The organism is Roseitranquillus sediminis (genome assembly GCF_016918935.1).
Taxonomy (GTDB): domain Bacteria; phylum Pseudomonadota; class Alphaproteobacteria; order Rhodobacterales; family Rhodobacteraceae; genus Roseitranquillus; species Roseitranquillus sediminis.
Map to the genome: position 1 here is coordinate 165,427 of NZ_JAFFOB010000025.1, position 17,344 is coordinate 182,770.

Consider the following 17,344-nt stretch of genomic DNA (forward strand, 5'->3'; position numbering starts at 1 on the left):
CGCAGGCGTGACCTGGACCGACTATTCCAGCGCGCCGGAGGTCGGCACGCCCATCTGCGCCCGCGCGGCGGTGCGCGGCGCGCTGGCGGTTGCGGTCGAGACGGCTAGTGGCGCTTTCCCGCTCCTGCTGGTCGAGACCGCCGCCGGAGTTCGTGCCTATGTCAACGCCTGCCCCCACCAGTACCTGCCGCTCGACCACCGCGGGCCGCAGGTGCTGAGCATCGACGGACGGCGGCTGACCTGCAGCAACCACGAAGCGCAGTTCGATGCGGAAAGCGGCGAGGGCGTGGCGGGTCACGGCCTCGGCTGCCACCTCGATGCGGTGCCGGTGCACGAGGCGGACGGGATGCTGCGGATCGGCGCTGGGCCACAGGCTTGATCCATGTCAGGGGCAGGACGCGCCGCGACGGCTAGCGTCCCGGTGACAGGTTGCGACAGGAGAGCGATGTCCATGTCCCACACGCCCCACGAGCTCGCCGAGGAGTTTCCCGGCAAGGCCGACGCGATCCACCGCCTGCGCGAGGAGGACGGCCACTTTCGCAAGCTCTGCGACGAGTATCACGAGGTGAACCGCGCCGTGCACCGCGCCGAAACGAATGCGGAGCCGACGGACCAGTTCCATGAGGAGGAGCTGCGGAAGCGCCGCCTGAACCTCAAGGACCAGATCGGGAAGCGGATCGAGTGACACGGTTGGCGACGATCGCGTCGACGCGCTAGGATTTGCGGTATGCGGATCGTCGTGCTTATGACCAATTGTCCCGACGCCGCCTCGGCTCGGCGGATCGCCGAGGCGCTGATCGCCGAGCGGCTCGTCGCCTGCGCCAACCTCCAGCCGGAGATCGAGAGCGCGTACCACTGGAAGGGCGAGGTGGCGCGCGAGCCCGAGCGGCCGCTGCTGCTCAAGACGCGTGCCGCGCTCTGGGAGCGTGCCGCCGCCCGCATCCGCGAGCTACATCCCTACGAAACGCCGGCGGTCCTCGGCACCGTGCCGGACTTCGTGACCGAGGACTACGCGGCGTGGGTGGAGGCCGAAACGCTCGAACCCTGAGCCGATTATCGCCCGGTCAACAAAGCGACTCGACTTGTTCCTGCTTTGTGCTTGCGCCGTGCGGCGCCTGCGGCTATCTGCCCGGCCATCGGGCCAGGACGGCCGGATCCCAGAGTTTCGAACGCGTGCGGTGCTGAGGGTGCACGTGGGGTGGCAGGGGGTTCCGGTGGGGTCCGGAACCCCCTGTTCGTTTCAGCGCCCGAGCCCGCCCAGTTCGCGCACTATGCGCCACTCGTCCTCCGTCACCGGCTGCACCGAGAGGCGGGTGTTGTTGACCAGCACCATGTCGGCGAGGCGGGAGTCGGTCTTGCACATCTCGAGCGTGACGGGCGTGGGCACCGGCTCGACCGCGCGGATGTCGACGCACTCCCAGCGCGGATCGTCAGTCTTGCTGTCGGGATGGGCCTCGGCGATGACCTCGACCACGCCGACGACGGCCTTCTCGCTCTGCGAGTGGTAGAAGAAGCCGAGGTCGCCCACCGACATCTCGCGCATCATGTTGCGCGCCTGGTAATTGCGGACGCCGTCCCATTCCTCGCCTGCGTCGCCGCGCGCGACCTGGTCGTCCCAGCTCCAGGTCGACGGCTCGGACTTGAACAGCCAGTAGCGCATCCCTCGTCTCCTTACCCCTTGGCACCCTTGCGGCCGGAACCCACGAGAGCCGGCGCGGCCGTGTCGAGCGGCCAGCGCGGGCGGGCGCCCAGCGTCATGTCGTCGGCGTGGCCGGCGGCGAAGAGCTCGACGCCCGCCCAGGCGATCATCGCCGCATTGTCGGTGCAGAGCGCGAGCGGCGGCGCCACGTAGCGCAGGCCGGCCTCGTGCGCCGCCCGCTGCAGTCCGGCGCGCAGCGTGGCGTTGGCCGCCACGCCCCCCGCGACCGCGAAGGCGGTGACGTCCGAAATGGCCATCGCGCGGCGTGCCTTCTCCACCAGCACCTCCGTCACCGCGGCCTGGAAGCCGGCGCAGAGGTCGGCGCGGTCCTGCCACGTGAGGCCGCTCTCGCGCCCGACGCACTCGTCCCGCGCCCGCAGCAGCGCGGTCTTGAGCCCGGAGAACGACAGGTCGCATCCGGGCCGGTCGAGGAGCGGCCGCGGGAAGGCGAAGCGCGCCGCGTCGCCGCCCAGCGCCTCGGCCTCCACCGCCGGGCCGCCGGGCTGGCCGAGGCCGAGCAGGCGCGCGGTCTTGTCGAAGGCTTCGCCCGGCGCGTCGTCGATGGTGCCGCCGAGCCGCGCGAAGCGGTTGGCTGCCTCGACGCGCAGGAACTGGCAGTGGCCGCCGGAGGCGAGCAGCATGAGGTAAGGATAAGCCAGCGCGTCCGTCAGTCGCGGCGTCAGCGCGTGCCCCGCCAGGTGGTTGACGCCGACGAGCGGCAGGCCCGCGCCCGCCGCGATGCCCTTGGCGCACATCACTCCGGCCAGCACTCCACCGATCAGTCCCGGACCCGCGGTGACCGCCACGGCGGCGAGGTCGCGGAGCCCCAGCCCGGCCTCAGCCAGCGCGCGCTCGACGGCGGCGTCGAGCTTCTCGGCATGGGCGCGGGCGGCGAGCTCGGGAACAACCCCGCCGAATCCCTCGTGCAGGTCGGTCTGCCCCACCACGACGGAGGAGAGGATGGTGCGGTCGCTCAGCACCACGGCGGCGGCGGTGTCGTCGCAGCTGCTCTCGATCCCGAGGATCGCGAAGGGTGCCTCTGGAGGGGTCATGCGTCCCGGCCGTTGCCGCCAATCCGGCCGGCAGGTAACACCCGGCCCGTGGCGGGACAATCCCGAGGGAGGGCGGATGGCGCCGACGCTCTTGCTGACGCGGCCGCGGGAGGCCTCCCTGCGGTTCCTGAAGGACTTGTCGGCGCGGCGCGGCGCCGCGCCGGCCGCCGTGCTGTCGCCGGTACTGGAGATTCGCCTGCTGCGCCCCCGGCTCGTGCGGCGATATGCGACGCTGATCCTGACCTCGCGGAACGGCCTGGCAGGCGGCGCATTCGGCGCGCGTCGGGCCTTCTGCGTCGGAGACGGGACGGCCGAGATGGCGGGGCGGGCCGGACTGGAGGCGTTATCGGCCGACGGCGACGTCGAGGCGCTGATCCGGCTGATCCGCGAAACGGCGGCGGACGGGCCGCTGCTCCACCTCAGGGGCGCGCACGCCGCGGGCGATCTCGTGGCGCGGCTGCGTGCGGCGGGGCTCGATGCGGACGAGGCGGTGGCCTACGACCAGGCGGCGCTGCCACTGACGCGGGCAGCCACCGATCTGCTGGCAGGCAGCGAGCCGGTGCTGCTGCCCCTCTTTTCGCCACGGTCGGCGGCGCTGGTGGCGGCGCAGGCCGAGATCCGGGCGCCACTGCACCTCGTGGCGATGAGCGCGAACGTAGCGGAAGCCTGGGGCCGTCCGGCGGAACAGGTCACCGTGGCCCCGCGTCCCACGGCCGAGGACATGCTCGCAGCAGTGGCCGCCGGGCTCGCCGGTTGAGCCACCCGCGCCTTGTTGAGCGGGAGGGGGCGGGCTAAGCTTTGGCAGGACGCCCGAAACGCGGGTTGCATTGGGGAAGGCGCGACGGTGGCGACATCACGGCGGCAGGACAGGACGAAGCGGCAGCCGGGCAAGACGGACGAAGGTGCCACTCATCCCGGCACCGTGACCGACGGCACCGCCCCGGACGGGACGCCGAAGGCGGGCTCCATCGGCGAACCGGGCAGTGCTGACGTTCGCGACGAAGCCACCTCGCCCGATGCGGCGACGGAGGCTGCTGGGCCTGCCGCGCCCCCTTCCGGCGCGCTGAAGCCCGCGGACGCCGCGGCGGAGCCTGCGGCCGGCGAACCGGACGCCGCGGATCGGCCGGAGCGGGATTGGCCGGCGGACGAGGCTTCCGTGGCCGACGCCATGGCGGATGCGCCCGGAACGCCCGAGGACGAGACGCTGGCGGCGGAGGAGGCTCGCGCGGCGGAGGAGGGAAGCAGTGCGCCGCCGGCCGGGACTTTGGCCGGACCGCCGCTGCCGGGCGCCGCGCATGGCGGCACCGAGGAGCGGTCGGGGCACGAGGGCGTCGCCACGTCGGCCGCGGCAGGTGCTCCCCGTCACCGGGCGGAGGAGCCTGCGCGGCGGTCCGGCGGCGGCGGTCTGCTGATGGGGTTCCTCGGTGTCCTGGTGGGCGCGCTCGTGGTCTGGTTCGTCCTGCAGGAGATGCCGCGCGACGCCGACCCGGAGATCGCGACGGCCATCGAGGGGCAGTCGACGCGCCTGCAGGAGCAGGAGCAGCGGCTCGCCGGGCTGGAAGGCGACCTCACGTCGCTGAACGAGGCGCTGAGTTCGGGCGACACGACCGAGGCGCTGGAGGCATTGCGGACGGACGCGGAGGGACGCTTCGGCGGTCTGACCGAGACGCTGGAGACGATGGCCGGGCGGCTCGACGCGATCGAGACCCAGCTGGCGGAGACGGACGAGCGGCTGGCGGCGCTGGAGGCGCGGCCGGTGGTGGATCCCGACGCGGCGGCCGAGCTTCTGCAGTCCGAGATCGAGGATCTGCGCCAGCAGGTGGCCGAGGCGACTGCGGCGGCGCAGGGCCAGGTCGACCAGGCGACGCAGGGCGCGCAGTCCGAGGTCGAGGCGATGCGCCAGGAGCTGCAGCAGGCGGCCGAGGCAGCGCGGGCCGAGCTCGCCGCCGCCGAGCAGCGCGCGGCAGCGCTCGAGGAGGAGGCGCTGGCCACCGCCCGCATCGCCGAGGCGCGGGCGGCGCTGCGCCAGGTGCAGGCGGCGCTCGACGCCGGCACGCCCTATGTCGAACCGCTCGAAACGCTGCGCGCGGCGACGGACCTTGCGATGCCGGGCGAGCTGATCGACCCGGCCGATACCGGCGTCCCGACGCTGGCCGAGCTGAGGCAGACCTATCCTGACGCGGCGCGTTCGGCTCTGGCGGCGACCTCTGTTGCCACGACGCAGGGCGATCCGGGGGAGCGATTCCTGTCGTTCCTGCGAACCCAGACGCAGGCCCGCTCGCTCGCCCCGCGCGAGGGCGACGACCCCGACGCGATCCTGTCGCGGGCGGAAGCGGCACTGGAGGCGGGCGAGCTGCAGACGGCGCTCGACGAGCTCGCGGCGCTGCCCGAGGACGGCCTTGCGGCGATGCAGGAATGGCTGTCGACCGCGCGGTTGCGCGCGCAGGCCATTGGTGCGGCGCAGTCGGTCGAACAGACCCTGAATTGAGGTTGCCGCGATGATCTTTTCCCTTGTGCGCGTGCTGTTCTTCGTCGCGCTCGTCGTCCTTCTCACGCTGAGCGCTCTCTGGCTGATGCAGGCCGACGGCGGCGTCGTCGTCGCGGTCGCCGACGTCGAGTTCACCCTCGGCCCGCTTCAGGCGGTGATCGCCGCGCTGCTCTTCGTCCTGGTGGTCTGGCTGGTCTTCAAGCTGCTGTCGCTGCTGGTCGCGACGGTGCGGTTCCTCAACGGCGACGAGACGGCGATCACGCGGTACTTCTCGCGCCGGTCGGAGCGGAAGGGCTTCGAGGCGCTGGCGGACGGGATGCTGGCGCTGGCGGCCGGCGAGGGGCGCGTGGCGATGTCGAAGGCGTCGCGGGCCGAGCGATACCTGCACCGGCCGGAGCTGACGAACCTGATCACCGCGCAGGCGGCCGAGATGACCGGCGACCGCGCCCGCGCCGAGCAGGTCTACCGCGACCTCGTGACCGACGACCGGACGCGCTTCGTCGGGATCCGCGGGCTGATGCGCCAGCGGCTGGAGGCGGGCGACACCGACACCGCCCTCAAGCTCGCCGAGAAGGCCTTCGCGCTGAAGCCGAAGCACGAGGAGACGCAGGACCTCCTGCTGCGGCTGCAGGCCGAGCATTCCGACTGGGCCGGGGCGCGCAGGACGCTGGGGGCCAAGCTGCGCTACGGCGCGCTGCCGCGCGACGTGCATCGCCGACGCGACGCGGTGCTGGCGCTGGGCGAGGCGCGCGAGGTCGTTGACGAGGGCAAGACGATCGAGGCCCGCGAGGCTGCAATCGAGGCGAACCGCCTGTCGCCCGACCTAGTGCCCGCCGCGGTCATGGCCGCGCGCGCCTACATCGAGCAGGGCAAACCGCGCTACGCCGCACGGGTAATCCGCAAGGCGTGGAACGCGCAGCCGCATCCGGACCTGGCGGCGGCCTATGCCGAGATCCACCCGGAGGAGACGCCGGCGGAGCGCATCAGGCGCTTTCAGAACCTGACGCGCCTGCATCCCGACCACCCGGAGACGCGGATGCTGCTGTCGGAGCTGCACATCGCGAACGAGGACTTTCCCGCCGCCCGCCGCGCGCTGGGCGACCTCGCCGTCAACGATCCGACGGCGCGGGCGCTGACCAACATGGCGGCAATCGAGCGCGGCGAGGGCGCCGAGGACCGCGTGGTTCGCGCCTGGCTCGCCCGCGCGCTGACCGCGCGGCGCGGTCCGCAATGGGTCTGCGACAAGTGCCACGGCGTGCATGGCGAGTGGGCGCCGGTCTGCGACATGTGCGGCGGCTTCGACACGCTGTCCTGGCGCGAGGCACCGGCGGGCAAGGTCGCGCTGCCGGCGGGCGTCGAGATGATGCCGCTGCTTGTCGACCCGCGCGCCGACACGGCCGAGTCGCCTGCCGCGGAAGCAGCCGGCACGCCAGAAACCGAGGTGCCGCCTGCCGAGGTGGTCGAGGACGAGCCTCGCGTAACGGACGCGGCGGAACGCAAAGATTAGGGCTACCGCTCCAAATCATGGCCTGCTATCAGGCGCCCGGCGCCGCAGTAGCTCAGCTGGTAGAGCACGTCATTCGTAATGATGGGGTCGGGGGTTCGAGTCCCTTCTGCGGCACCACCCATCGATCCGTACCGACCCTGCCTTCGTCGTTCCGCCGCATCGGCGGCGCGGCCTGACGCCGCCCCATCGACACGCCTTCGGCCTTCTGCAAGGCTGCTTGCGGTGATCGGCCCGATGGAGCTGCGACGTTGACGAGTTGGCGTGTCACCAGGCCAGGCATCTTCGCGCCTTGCCTGCTGCTCCTTCTGCTTCCGGCCTGTGACGGGCCGCAGTCGGCCCTCGCCCCGGCGGGTCGCGAGGCCGAGCTGCTGGCGGATCTCTTCTGGATCATGCTGGCGGGTGCGGTCGTGCTCTGGCTCGCGATCAACGGCCTGATGTTCTACGTCACGCGGATCAACGTCGGTCACATGCCGCGCAGGCTTGCCGAGGGGATCATCATTGGCGGCGGCATCGTGTTCCCGGTCATCGTGCTGGCCGCGCTGCTGGGCTATGGGCTGACGCTGATGCCGCTGACGCGCGTGCCGGGCGACGGTCTCAGGATCCGTGTCACGGGCGAGCAGTGGTGGTGGCGGGTCGAGTACTGGCCCGAGGGCGCCGAGGCGCCGGTCGTCGCCGCGAACGAGGTGCGGTTGCCGAGCGGGCGGCGCACCGACATCGAGCTTGCGGCGCACGAGGTGATCCATTCCTTCTGGATCCCGGCGCTCGGCGGCAAGACCGACATGTTTCCCGGCCGCGACACGCTGATGACGCTGGAGCCGCTGACGCCCGGCGTCTATCGCGGCCAGTGTGCAGAGTTCTGCGGCGAAAGCCACGCGCTGATGGCGTTCCAGGCGGTTGTCCTGCCCGAGGAGGAGTTCGCCGACTGGCTCGAGGCCGAAGCGGCCCCGGCGCGGCCTCCGTCCGGTCCGCTGGAGGCGGCGGGACAGGAGGTGTTCCTGGCGCAGGGCTGTGGCGCCTGCCACACCGTGAGGGGCACGCCGGCGACAGGCGCGGTCGGGCCCGACCTGACCCATGTCGGCAGCCGGCTGACGATCGGCGCAGGCACCCTGCCCCCCACGGCCGAGGCGCTGGCCAATTGGATCGCGCACCCCGGCACGATCAAGCCGGGGGTGGAGATGCCGAGCTATGACGAGCTTGCGCCGGACGACCTCGCCGCGCTGGCGGCCTGGCTGGAGGGGCTGGAATGAGCGCGATCTCGGGCGATCCGAACGACATCCGCCGCATGAGCGGCCGCGAGATCGCGGACGCGCGCGCGCCGGAGGGGCCTTACCCGCCGACCGACGAGATGCTGGCCGAGCCCATGGACCCGGAGGTCAGCCGGGCGCAGGCCGAGCGGCTGCGGGCGGCGTGGAAGACGCCGCAGGGCTGGCGCTACTGGTCGGCCGTCAACAACTCCGAAGTCGGCCTATGGTACGTGCTGACGGCGTTCTTCTTCATGCTCTGCGCCGGCCTCCTGGCGCTCGCGATGCGGGTGCAGCTGGCGGTGCCGGACAACGACGTGCTGTCGGCGGATCGGTTCAACCAGTTTTTCACGATGCACGGCACGGCGATGATGTTCCTCTTCGCCGTGCCGCTCTTCGAAGCGATTTCGATCCTGATCCTGCCGGCCTTCATGGGCGCGCGGGACATGCCGTTCCCGCGGCTCTCGGCCTACGGCTTCTGGTGCTTCCTGATCGGCAGCGTCTTCGTGATGGGCTCGCTGCTGTTCAATGCGGCGCCGAAGGCGGGCTGGTTCATGTATCCGCCGCTGGCGACGCAGGATCTGGGCATCGGCTCGGACATCTGGCTGCTCGGGCTCAGCTTCATCGAGGTGGCGTCGATCGCGGCGGCGGTCGAGCTGATCGTCGGCACGCTGAAATGCCGGCCGCCGGGGATGCGGGTCAACCTGATGCCGCTCTATGCCTGGTACGTGCTGGTGGTCGGCGGAATGATCGTCTTCGCCTTTCCGCCGCTGATCGCGGGCGACCTCCTCTTCGAGCTCGAGCGGTCGTTCGACTGGCCGTTCTTCGACCCCGAGCGCGGCGGCGACCCGCTGCTCTGGCAGCACCTCTTCTGGATCTTCGGGCATCCGGAGGTCTACATCATCTTCCTGCCCTCGATCGCCATCGCGGCGATGATCGTGCCCACGGCGGCGCAGCGGCCGATCGTCGGCTATTCCTGGATCGTGCTGAGCGCGGTCGGGACCGGCTTTCTGTCATTCGGCCTCTGGGTGCATCACATGTTCACCACGGGGCTGCCGGCGCTCAGCCTCGGCTTCTTCTCGGCGGCGTCCGAGGCGGTGGTGATCCCGACCGGCATCCAGATCTTCGCCTTCGTGGCGACGCTGATGGTGGGCCGGGTGACGATGAGCCTGCCGATGCTCTGGATCGCGGGGGCGCTGGCGATCTTCACGGCCGGCGGGCTGACAGGCGTGATGGTGGCGATTGCGTCGTTCGACTTTCAGGTGCACGACACGTACTTCATCGTCGCGCACCTGCACTACACGCTCTTCGGCGGGATGGTGCTGCCGGTGATCGGGGGCGTCTACTACTTCTATCCGTTCATCCGGAAGAAGCAGATGTCCGAGAGGATGGGCCGCTGGGCGTTCTGGCTGATCTTCACGGGCTTCAACATCACCTTCCTGCCGATGCACCTGACGGGGCTGCTGGGCATGCCGCGGCGGGTCTTCACCTACCCGACCGGGCTCGGCTGGGACTGGCTCAACATGGTCTCGTCCGTGGGCGCCTTCGTCATCGCCGCGGGCTTCGCGGTTTTCACGTGGGATCTCCTGCGCCCCAAGGGCCACCAGCCGCCGCCGCCGAGGAACCCGTGGCGGGCGGGCACGCTGGAGTGGAGCCACAACATCCCCGAGGAGGCGTGGGGCTCGCGCTCCATCCCCTATGTCGACAGCCGCTATCCGCTCTGGCAGCAGGAGAAGATCGTCGAGCGGATGGATGCGGGGCGCTACTATCTCGGCGACGCCGAGGAGGGGTTGCGCGAAACGCTGGTGACGTCGGTCATCGACGCGCGGCCGGTATATGTGGCCCGCGTTACCGGCCCGGCCTGGATCACCCACCTCGCCGCCGGCTTCACGGGGGCGGCGTTCATCATCCCGACGTTCCACATCTACTGGCCGGCGGTCGTTGCAGGAGCGTTCGCCGTGGCCTGCATTATCTACTGGCTCTGGACCTCCACCGCGCGCATCCCCGAGACCGAGAAGAAGGACGTCGGCCTCGGCCTGACGCTCGCCACCTACGTGGCGGGACCGAAGGCGGTCGGCTGGTGGGGCATGTGGATCACGATGCTGGCGGACTCGACGGCCTTCGCCGGTCTCGTCTTCGGCGTCTTCTACTACTGGACGTCGAACACCGCCTTCCCGCCGCCGGGCGCCGACTTCGCCGAGCCGTGGCTGATGGCAGGCGGCGCCGTCGCGATGGTTGCCTCATGGGCGGCAGTGCTGGGTGCGCGGGAGATCAACCGGCGGGGACGGACGGACATCGCGCGGATGGCGCTGGTCGCCGCGCCGGTGCTGGCGGGGCTCGGCGTCGCAGGGATGGTCGCGGCGTTGTGGCTGCCGGACCTCGACCCGACAAGCCACGTCTATCCGGCGATGATGTGGGTCCTGGTGGTCTGGACCGTGGCGCACACGATCGCGGGCGTGGTGATGCAGTGCTACTGCCTTGCCGGGACGATCTTCGGCAAGATCGATCCGGCGCACGATGCCGACCTCTGGAACACCTGCCTCTTCTGGCACTTCCTCTGCCTGACGGCCATCATCACCGCGCTGGTGACGGGCCTTCTGCCGAGGGTGCTCTGAAATGGTCCACCAGAAGGGCAAAGACTGGCAGGACGGCGTCAAGAGCGACGAGGCCGAATTTGCGGAGGAGGCCGACAGCCTCTGGCGCATCACGCTCGGCCCCCTGATCTGGGCGCTGCACTTCGTCGCCAGCTACGGCACCACCGCCGCCTGGTGCGCCAAGGTGGCGACCGCATTCGAGCCGGTGCCGGGCCTGCGCATCGGCCTCGCCGTGCTGACCGTCGCGGCGCTGGCGGGGATCGTATGGGTCGGCTGGCGCGCCTGGCGGCAGTGGGACTTCACCGAAGACTGGGACTACGTGAACAAGGAGGGCGAGAACGAAGACCGGCACGAGTTCCTCGGCCACGCGGCCTTCCTGCTGGCGATCGTGTCCTTCGTCGGCGTCGTCTATGTGGCGATGCCGGTCCTGCTGATCGAGTCGTGCCGGTGAGCAAACGGGAGGCACCGTCGCGGGCGAGGACGGTGGTCCTGACGCTGGCGGCGCTGGGGCTGGTCGTGGCGGTCTCGGTTGTCGGGCTCGGGCTCTACAACGTTTCGGCCCGCGCGGGGCATCTGCCGGGGGTCTCGTGGGTGCTGCACACGACGTTTCGCAACTCGGTCGACCTGCGGGCCCCGCCGCAGTCGGAGGCGCCCGATCTGACCGACCCGGACCTGATCGCGCTCGGCGCCGGGCACTTCGACGTCGCGTGCCGGATGTGCCACGCCGCGCCGGGCGAGACGCGCGCGGCGACCGTGCGGACCATGGTGCCCGAGCCGCCGCACATCACCGAGGCGGTGGAATCGTGGAACGCGGGCGAGCTCTTCTGGATCGTCCGGGAGGGCGTCAAGATGAGCGGGATGCCCGCGTGGCCTGCTCCGTCGCGCGAAGACGAGGTCTGGGCGGTGGTCGCCTTCCTGACGAGCGTCGGCGACATGTCAGGCGAGAGCTATGACGCGCTGACGGCGCAACCGGAGACGGAGCGCGCGGCGGTCGCGTTCTGCGCCACCTGCCACGGGAGCGACGGCATGTCCGGCAACGCGCAGATCCCCCGTCTCGATATCCAGAACCCGGGCTACCTGCTGACGGCGTTGCAGGCGTTCCGGAACGGGATGCGGGCCAGCGGGATCATGCAGCAGGCGGCGAGCCTGGTGCCGGAGGCGACGCTGGCCGAGCTGGCGGACCACTACGGCGCGCAGCCTACGGGCGAGGCGTCGGCGGAGGTCGACCCCGCGTTGTCCGAAGCGGGGGAGGCCTTGGCCGAGGCGCGGACGGGCGACACGGAAGTACCTGCCTGCCGCGCCTGCCACGGGCCTTGGCCCGAGCGCTTGAGCCCGGATTTCCCTGCGCTCGCCGGTCAGCACGAGCACTACCTGCGAAAGCAGCTCTCCCTCTGGAAGGAAGGTCGGCGCGGGGGCGGGCCGCGCTCGGACCTGATGCACCAGGCAGCGGCGGACCTGACGGAGGACGAGATCGCGGCGCTGGCGGCCTACTACGCCTCGCTGCCGCCGGCGCGGCTGGGCGCGACGGAGGCAGCGGCGCGCTGAGGCGCCGTCAGGCGAGCCCGATGCGCTGCCGGATGTTGGGGTCGCGCAGGCTGATCTCCTCGCCCACGAAGTCGCCGGCCTCGGGGCCGCACATCCAGAGGAGCGCCCGCGCCGGCCACTCGGGCGGGATGTGGTCGGTCCATTCGAGCTGGCTGACGGGATTGATGCCCGACGCCTTGATCTCGCGCTGCATCTGCGTGGCGACAGTCCCCGGCGAGAGGCCCATGGCGCGGATGCCGGCCTCGCGCCCTTCCTTGTCGGCGCAGCGGGTGAGCATCGCGGCACCGGCCTTCGAGGCGCAATAGGCGCTCCAAGCTTCGACGGGCCCGTGTGCCGCCCCGGAGGAGACGGTGAGGATGGTGCCCCCGCCCTGCCGGATCATCGCCGGCATCGCAGCGCGCATCCCGTGGAACACGCCCTTGAGGTTGACGTCGATCGCCTGGCTCCAGGCCTGCGGATCGGCGTGGGCGAGGTGCGAGATCGGCTCGATGACGCCAGCGTTGTTGATGACGACATCGAGCGAGCCGAAGTTGCCGAGCGTGGCGTCGACGGCGGCCTCCACCTCCCAGTAGCGGCTGACGTCGCAGGGGATGGCGAGTGCCCGGTCGGGGCCGATGTCGCCGGCGATGCGCGCGATCTCGTCGTTGCGACGCGCGAGCAGCGCGACGCTGGCACCCGCCTCGCCGAAGGCGCGCGCCGCCGCCTCGCCGATGCCGCTGCTGGCGCCCGTGATCAGCACCGTCTTGCCCGTCATGTCGATCATGGCGACCTCCCTTTCGCCCGGACGTAACGCGACCGTGGCCGCCGGTCCAGTGACCCTCTCTTGACCCGACGCGCGTTGCAGCAGAATTGGGAAACGTCCGATCAGGAGAGGTCCGAGCCATGTTCAGGAACATCGCCGCCGGCGCCGCGCTCGCGTCGCTCGCCGCCGCCGCAGCCGAGGCCGACGTGACGCCGCGCCAGGTCTGGGAGGACTGGATCGCTGCGGCCGAGGCCGACGCGGCAAGTTACGGTACGGGAAGCGTCGAGGAGGACGGTGGGCGCCTCGTCGTCACGGACCTCGCGATGACGTTGCTGACCGAGAAGGGCGGCTATGCCCTGACGGTGGACGAGGTGGTCTTCGCCCAGAACGGCGACGGCACCGTCTCGGTCACCATGTCGCCCGGCTACGTCGTCACGCTCACGGGAGAGACCGAGGACGGCACCGCGACCGAGGCCCGCCTCAGGATCGACCACCCGGAGCTCGAGATGATCGTCTCGGGCGACGAGGCGGAGCGCCGGCACGCATACGCGGCGCCGGAGCTGACGATCACGCTCCTGGAGGCGACCGAAGGCGGTGAGCCTGTCGATCTCGCGGGCGCCCTGACGCTCAGCGACGTCGCCGGCACCTATGATGTGAACGACGGAGCCGCCCCGCGCGACAGCAGTCTGATTGCGGCGCGGGCGGAGGCGCGGATGTCCGGAGACGACCCCGAGGGCGACGGAACGTTCGAGCTGGATCTCGTGATCGACGACGTGAGGGCGGACAACCTGACCGCCTTCTTCGAAGGGGAGATGACCGAGGAGAGCCTAGCCCTTCAGGACGGAGCGGCGCGGAGCGGAATGCTGCGATTCGGCCCCCTCAGCTACACCCTCGCGACCGAGGGCGGCGAGGCCGGCGCGGCGACGATCGCCGGCACCTCGCGCAGCGGCGAGCTGACCGCCTCCCTTTCCGAGGAGGGGCTGCGCTACGGCGCCGTCAACCGGGACTCGGCACTGACGCTGTCGGGCGACCGGATCCCGTTTCCACAGCTGCGGATGAGCATGGCCGAGACCGCCGCGACGCTGGCGATGCCGGTGCTGCCGAGCGACGAGGCGCAGCGGTTCGACGCGGAGGTCCGGCTGCTCGACCTCAAGCTCGACGAGAGCCTCTGGAGCATGATCGATCCGGCCGGGATCCTGCCGCGCGATCCCGCGACGCTGGTGGTGGACGTCACGGGCGAGGCGGTGCTGGACCGCAACCTGCTGCAGGCGAGCGAGTCGGTCCCCGAGATCGAGGCGCTCGACATCGAGGAGCTGCGCCTGTCGCTGGCGGGCGCGGAGCTCGTCGGCAAGGGGGCGATGGAGTTCCGTGACGGATCGACGGCCGCGATGCCGCAACCGGTCGGCACCCTTGACCTGCGCCTGACCGGCGGGCTGGCGCTGATCGAGCGGCTGGTGCAGATGGGCCTGATCCCCCAGGAACAGGCGATGGGCGCGCGCATGATGATCTCGATGTTTTCTCGCCCGGGCCCCGGCCAGGACGAGCTCCTGTCTACCATCCGCTTTACCGAGGACGGGCAGGTCCTGGTCAACGACCAGCGCATCCAGTGAGCGGTGGAGGGATAGCCCGGCGCGACCTCGCGCCGCTGGCCGAGGCAATGCTGGACGCGGCGCGGCGTCACGGGGCCGAGGCAGCGGACGCGCTCGCGATCGAGGCGACGTCACTCGCCATCGACGTGCGGTCCGGGGCGCTGGAGCAGGCGGAGCGGTCGGAAGGGGTGGAGATCGGCCTCCGCGTCCTGGTCGATCACCGGCAGGCCTGCGTGGCAAGCTCGGACGTGCGACCCGAGACGCTGGAGCGCATGGCGGAGCGTGCCGTCGCCATGGCGCGGGCGGCGCCTGCGGACCCGACCGTCGGCCTGGCCGATCCGTCGCAGCTGGCGGCGGACAGGGATGCCTCGGCGCTGGAGCTCGCGGATCCGGCAGGTGAGCCGTCGCCCGCCGAGCTGGAGGCGGCGGCGCGCGAGGCGGAGGCCGCCGCGCTGGCCGTCGGCGGCGTGAGCCAGGTGCAGTCGGCCTCGGGCAGCTGGTCGCACCGGCGCGTCCATCTCGCGGCGACGAACGGCTTTTCCGGCGGCTACGCCCGCACCGGAGCGACCCTGAGCTGCGTCGCCATCACCGGCAGCGGCCCCGGGATGGAGCGCGACTATTGCGTCGAGAGCCGAGTGTTCCGCGATGAGCTGCCGTCGCCCGGCGAGATCGGCCGAACCGCCGGCGAACGCGCGGTCGCGCGGGCGGCGTCCCGCAAGCCGCCAACCGGCGCCTATCCGGTCGTCTACGATGAGCGCGTTGCGGCGAGCCTGCTGGGCCACCTCGTCCAGGCCGTCAACGGCGTGATGGTGGTCCGCGGGTCGACCTGGCTGCAGGACGCGGTGGGCGCTCAGGTGCTGCCGCGGGGAGTGTCGCTGATCGAAGACCCGCGCCGGCCCCGCATCGGCGGCTCGCGCCCCTTCGACGCCGAGGGTCTGCCGACGCGGCGGCGCGCGATCGTCGATGACGGCGTGCTGACCGGCTGGGTGCTGGACCTAGCCTCGGCGCGGAAGCTTGGCCTCGAGAGCACCGCGAGCGCGTCGCGCGGCCCGTCGGGACCACCGTCGCCGACCGTCACGAACATAGAGCTGACGCAGGGACCGGAGAGCCGCGACGACCTCCTGGCGCGCATGGGAACCGGCCTGCTCGTGACCTCGCTCATCGGTTCGTCCGTCAATCCGACCACGGGCGACTATTCGCGCGGGGCCAGCGGGTTCTGGGTGGAGAACGGGCGCATCGCCTACCCGGTCAACGAGTGCACGATCGCGGGCAACCTGCGCGACATGCTCCGCACCTTGAGGCCCGCCAATGACGGGCGGCCGCACCTGTCGCGGGTCGTGCCCTCGCTGCTCGTCGAAGGGATGACGATTGCCGGACAGTGAGGACCTCGACCTCCTGACGGCCGCCGCGCATTCGGCCGCCGAGATCGCGCTGCGGCACTGGCGGACCGGGCCGAAGGTCTGGGACAAGGGCAGCGGCCTCGGCCCCGTCAGCGAGGCCGACCTCGAGGTCGACCGGCACCTGCGACAGGCCCTGCTTGCTGAGCGGCCCGGCTACGGCTGGCTCAGCGAGGAGGGCGAGGCGGACCCCGATCGCCTGTCGGCAGAGAGGGTCTTCATCATCGATCCGATCGACGGAACCCGGAACTACCTTGAGGGCGAGGACAGCTGGGCGATCTCGCTCGCGGTTGCTGGCGCGGGACGGGTGGAGGCAGGTGTCGTGCTGATGCCCGCGCGCGACAGGCTCTACGCTGCAGTCCGCGGTGGCGGCGCCACGCGCGACGGCGCCGGCATCCGGGCGAGCCGGCGCACCGAGATCGGCGACGCGAACGTCCTCGCGCCCCGCACCGCGCTCACCGCAGACGCCTGGCGGGGTGCGCCAGTGCCGCAGGTGCGGCGGCATTTCCGCCCCTCGCTCGCCTACCGGCTCTGCCTCGTCGCGGAGGGGCGGTTTGACGCGATGATGACCTTCCGCGATTGCTGGGAGTGGGACATCGCCGCAGGTGCGCTCATCGCCGAGGAGGCCGGCGCCACGGCCAGCGACCGGACCGGCGCTCCGCTGCGCTTCAACACCGAGTTCGCCCGGACGCCGGGCGCGGTCGTCGCCCCGGCCGCGCTGCACCGCGACCTGATCCTGCCGCCTCAGGCGCGCTGATCGGGAAAGGAGCGCGAGACCGGATCGACCAGAAAGGCGCAGAAGGCACCGGCGAGGAACCCGCCGAGATGCGTCTCCCACGCCAGGAACCCGCCCATCGCGTAGTAGAGCACCACGTTCAGCAGGATGAGCGTCAGGATCGGCCGCAGGACCGGCAGCAGCGGCGCGCCGGAGCCAAACCGGTCGATGTAGTCCCACGCGATCCAGGCGCCGACGAGACCGAATAGCGCGCCCGACGCCCCGACCATGGGCTGATACGAGGTGGACAGCGCGGCGAAGCCCAACGCGCCCCCGAACGCCGAAACCGCGTATAGCAGCAGGAAGCGCATCTGCCCGACGCGGGAGATTACCAGCTGGCCGACGCTGTAGAGCGTCAGCATGTTGACCGCGAGGTGGACGAGCCCGCCATGCAGGAAGGCGTAGGTGACGAACATCAGGTACGGCTGCGCGGCATAGTTCGGCTCCCAGTCCGATAGGAGGCCGATCCAGAAGCCGCCGTTCTGGTAGGCCAGCGCACGCAGCCGGCGCATGTCGATCAGCCCGAGGTCCGCGGCCCAGAGCGCCGCCTCCACGGCGGCGCAGACGGCGACGAGGCACATGATCGCCGCCGGCCACTTGGACACGATGCGCGGCCGCGACGTGGGCAGGCTGCGGGACGGGCGGCGCCGGAACTCGGTCATGCGCGGACCTTGCGCAGCCCGCCGCGGCGGCGCAAGCCACGTCTTGCGCCGCG

The 17,344-nt window shown here is 71.3% G+C and carries 17 protein-coding genes and 1 tRNA gene; 14 read left to right on the forward strand and 4 right to left on the reverse strand.

Annotated features, from left to right (window positions below; translation table 11 throughout):
- Positions 1-7 precede the first annotated feature (7 nt).
- The 3 genes from JM664_RS17015 to cutA all read left to right on the forward strand — a co-directional run bounded on the left by JM664_RS17015 (position 8) and on the right by cutA (position 1,048).
- Positions 8-379 (forward strand): Rieske (2Fe-2S) protein, encoded by a 372-nt coding sequence (locus tag JM664_RS17015; RefSeq protein ID WP_227421121.1) that lies wholly within the window; start codon positions 8-10, stop codon positions 377-379.
- 72 nt (positions 380-451) lie between these two features.
- A complete protein-coding gene (locus tag JM664_RS17020) occupies positions 452-685 on the forward strand; it encodes a YdcH family protein (protein ID WP_227421122.1) in 234 nt (77 codons plus the stop codon).
- A gap of 42 nt (positions 686-727) precedes the next feature.
- Positions 728-1,048 (forward strand): divalent-cation tolerance protein CutA, encoded by a 321-nt coding sequence (cutA, locus tag JM664_RS17025; protein WP_227421123.1) that lies wholly within the window; start codon positions 728-730, stop codon positions 1,046-1,048.
- A 192-nt stretch (positions 1,049-1,240) separates the two neighbouring features.
- Here the strand turns inward: cutA and JM664_RS17030 are convergent, their stop codons facing one another.
- Positions 1,241-1,660, reverse strand: coding sequence for an EVE domain-containing protein (locus tag JM664_RS17030; RefSeq protein WP_227421124.1), 420 nt, complete (start codon positions 1,658-1,660; stop codon positions 1,241-1,243).
- Positions 1,661-1,671: 11 nt separating this feature from the next.
- Complete coding sequence (gene tsaD, locus JM664_RS17035) at positions 1,672-2,751, reverse strand: tRNA (adenosine(37)-N6)-threonylcarbamoyltransferase complex transferase subunit TsaD (RefSeq protein ID WP_227421125.1); 1,080 nt, start codon at positions 2,749-2,751, stop codon at positions 1,672-1,674.
- A gap of 76 nt (positions 2,752-2,827) precedes the next feature.
- Here tsaD and JM664_RS17040 point away from each other — a divergent pair, with 76 nt between their 5' ends.
- From JM664_RS17040 to JM664_RS17075, 8 genes are all read left to right on the forward strand, one after another.
- Positions 2,828-3,508, forward strand: a complete 681-nt coding sequence (locus JM664_RS17040; RefSeq protein WP_227421126.1) for a uroporphyrinogen-III synthase — start codon at positions 2,828-2,830, stop codon at positions 3,506-3,508.
- 87 nt (positions 3,509-3,595) lie between these two features.
- Positions 3,596-5,239: a COG4223 family protein gene (locus JM664_RS17045; protein ID WP_227421127.1), complete on the forward strand. Its 1,644-nt coding sequence runs from the start codon at positions 3,596-3,598 to the stop codon at positions 5,237-5,239.
- 10 nt (positions 5,240-5,249) lie between these two features.
- Positions 5,250-6,746 carry a heme biosynthesis protein HemY gene (locus JM664_RS17050; protein ID WP_227421128.1) on the forward strand — a complete coding sequence of 499 codons (1,497 nt, stop codon included), beginning with the start codon at positions 5,250-5,252 and terminating at the stop codon, positions 6,744-6,746.
- A 41-nt stretch (positions 6,747-6,787) separates the two neighbouring features.
- Positions 6,788-6,863 (forward strand) — tRNA-Thr (locus tag JM664_RS17055).
- Between the two features lie 131 nt (positions 6,864-6,994).
- A complete protein-coding gene (locus JM664_RS17060) occupies positions 6,995-7,993 on the forward strand; it encodes a cytochrome c oxidase subunit II (RefSeq protein ID WP_227421129.1) in 999 nt (332 codons plus the stop codon).
- Between the two features lie 35 nt (positions 7,994-8,028).
- Positions 8,029-10,602 carry a cytochrome c oxidase subunit I gene (ctaD, locus tag JM664_RS17065; RefSeq protein ID WP_227421272.1) on the forward strand — a complete coding sequence of 858 codons (2,574 nt, stop codon included), beginning with the start codon at positions 8,029-8,031 and terminating at the stop codon, positions 10,600-10,602.
- 1 nt (position 10,603) lies between these two features.
- Positions 10,604-11,032: a hypothetical protein gene (locus tag JM664_RS17070; RefSeq protein WP_227421130.1), complete on the forward strand. Its 429-nt coding sequence runs from the start codon at positions 10,604-10,606 to the stop codon at positions 11,030-11,032.
- Positions 11,029-12,126 (forward strand): c-type cytochrome, encoded by a 1,098-nt coding sequence (locus JM664_RS17075; protein WP_406675827.1) that lies wholly within the window; start codon positions 11,029-11,031, stop codon positions 12,124-12,126. Before JM664_RS17070 ends, JM664_RS17075 begins: the two co-directional genes overlap by 4 nt.
- A 7-nt stretch (positions 12,127-12,133) precedes the next feature.
- Here the strand turns inward: JM664_RS17075 and JM664_RS17080 are convergent, their stop codons facing one another.
- Positions 12,134-12,886, reverse strand: a complete 753-nt coding sequence (locus tag JM664_RS17080; RefSeq protein WP_406675833.1) for an SDR family oxidoreductase — start codon at positions 12,884-12,886, stop codon at positions 12,134-12,136.
- A gap of 122 nt (positions 12,887-13,008) precedes the next feature.
- Between JM664_RS17080 and JM664_RS17085 the strand changes: the two genes are divergently transcribed.
- From JM664_RS17085 to JM664_RS17095, 3 genes are read left to right on the forward strand one after another with little or no spacing between them, the layout of a single operon-like run.
- Positions 13,009-14,478: a DUF2125 domain-containing protein gene (locus tag JM664_RS17085; RefSeq protein WP_227421132.1), complete on the forward strand. Its 1,470-nt coding sequence runs from the start codon at positions 13,009-13,011 to the stop codon at positions 14,476-14,478.
- Positions 14,479-14,525: 47 nt separating this feature from the next.
- Positions 14,526-15,839, forward strand: coding sequence for a TldD/PmbA family protein (locus JM664_RS17090; RefSeq protein ID WP_227421274.1), 1,314 nt, complete (start codon positions 14,526-14,528; stop codon positions 15,837-15,839).
- Positions 15,826-16,611 (forward strand): 3'(2'),5'-bisphosphate nucleotidase CysQ, encoded by a 786-nt coding sequence (locus tag JM664_RS17095; RefSeq protein ID WP_227421133.1) that lies wholly within the window; start codon positions 15,826-15,828, stop codon positions 16,609-16,611. The genes JM664_RS17090 and JM664_RS17095 overlap by 14 nt, the downstream gene beginning before the upstream one ends.
- Here JM664_RS17095 and JM664_RS17100 read toward each other — a convergent pair.
- On the reverse strand, positions 16,599-17,291 hold the full coding sequence (locus JM664_RS17100) for a rhomboid family intramembrane serine protease (RefSeq protein ID WP_227421134.1): 693 nt from the start codon (positions 17,289-17,291) through the stop codon (positions 16,599-16,601). The genes JM664_RS17095 and JM664_RS17100 overlap by 13 nt on opposite strands.
- Positions 17,292-17,344: the final 53 nt, after the last annotated feature.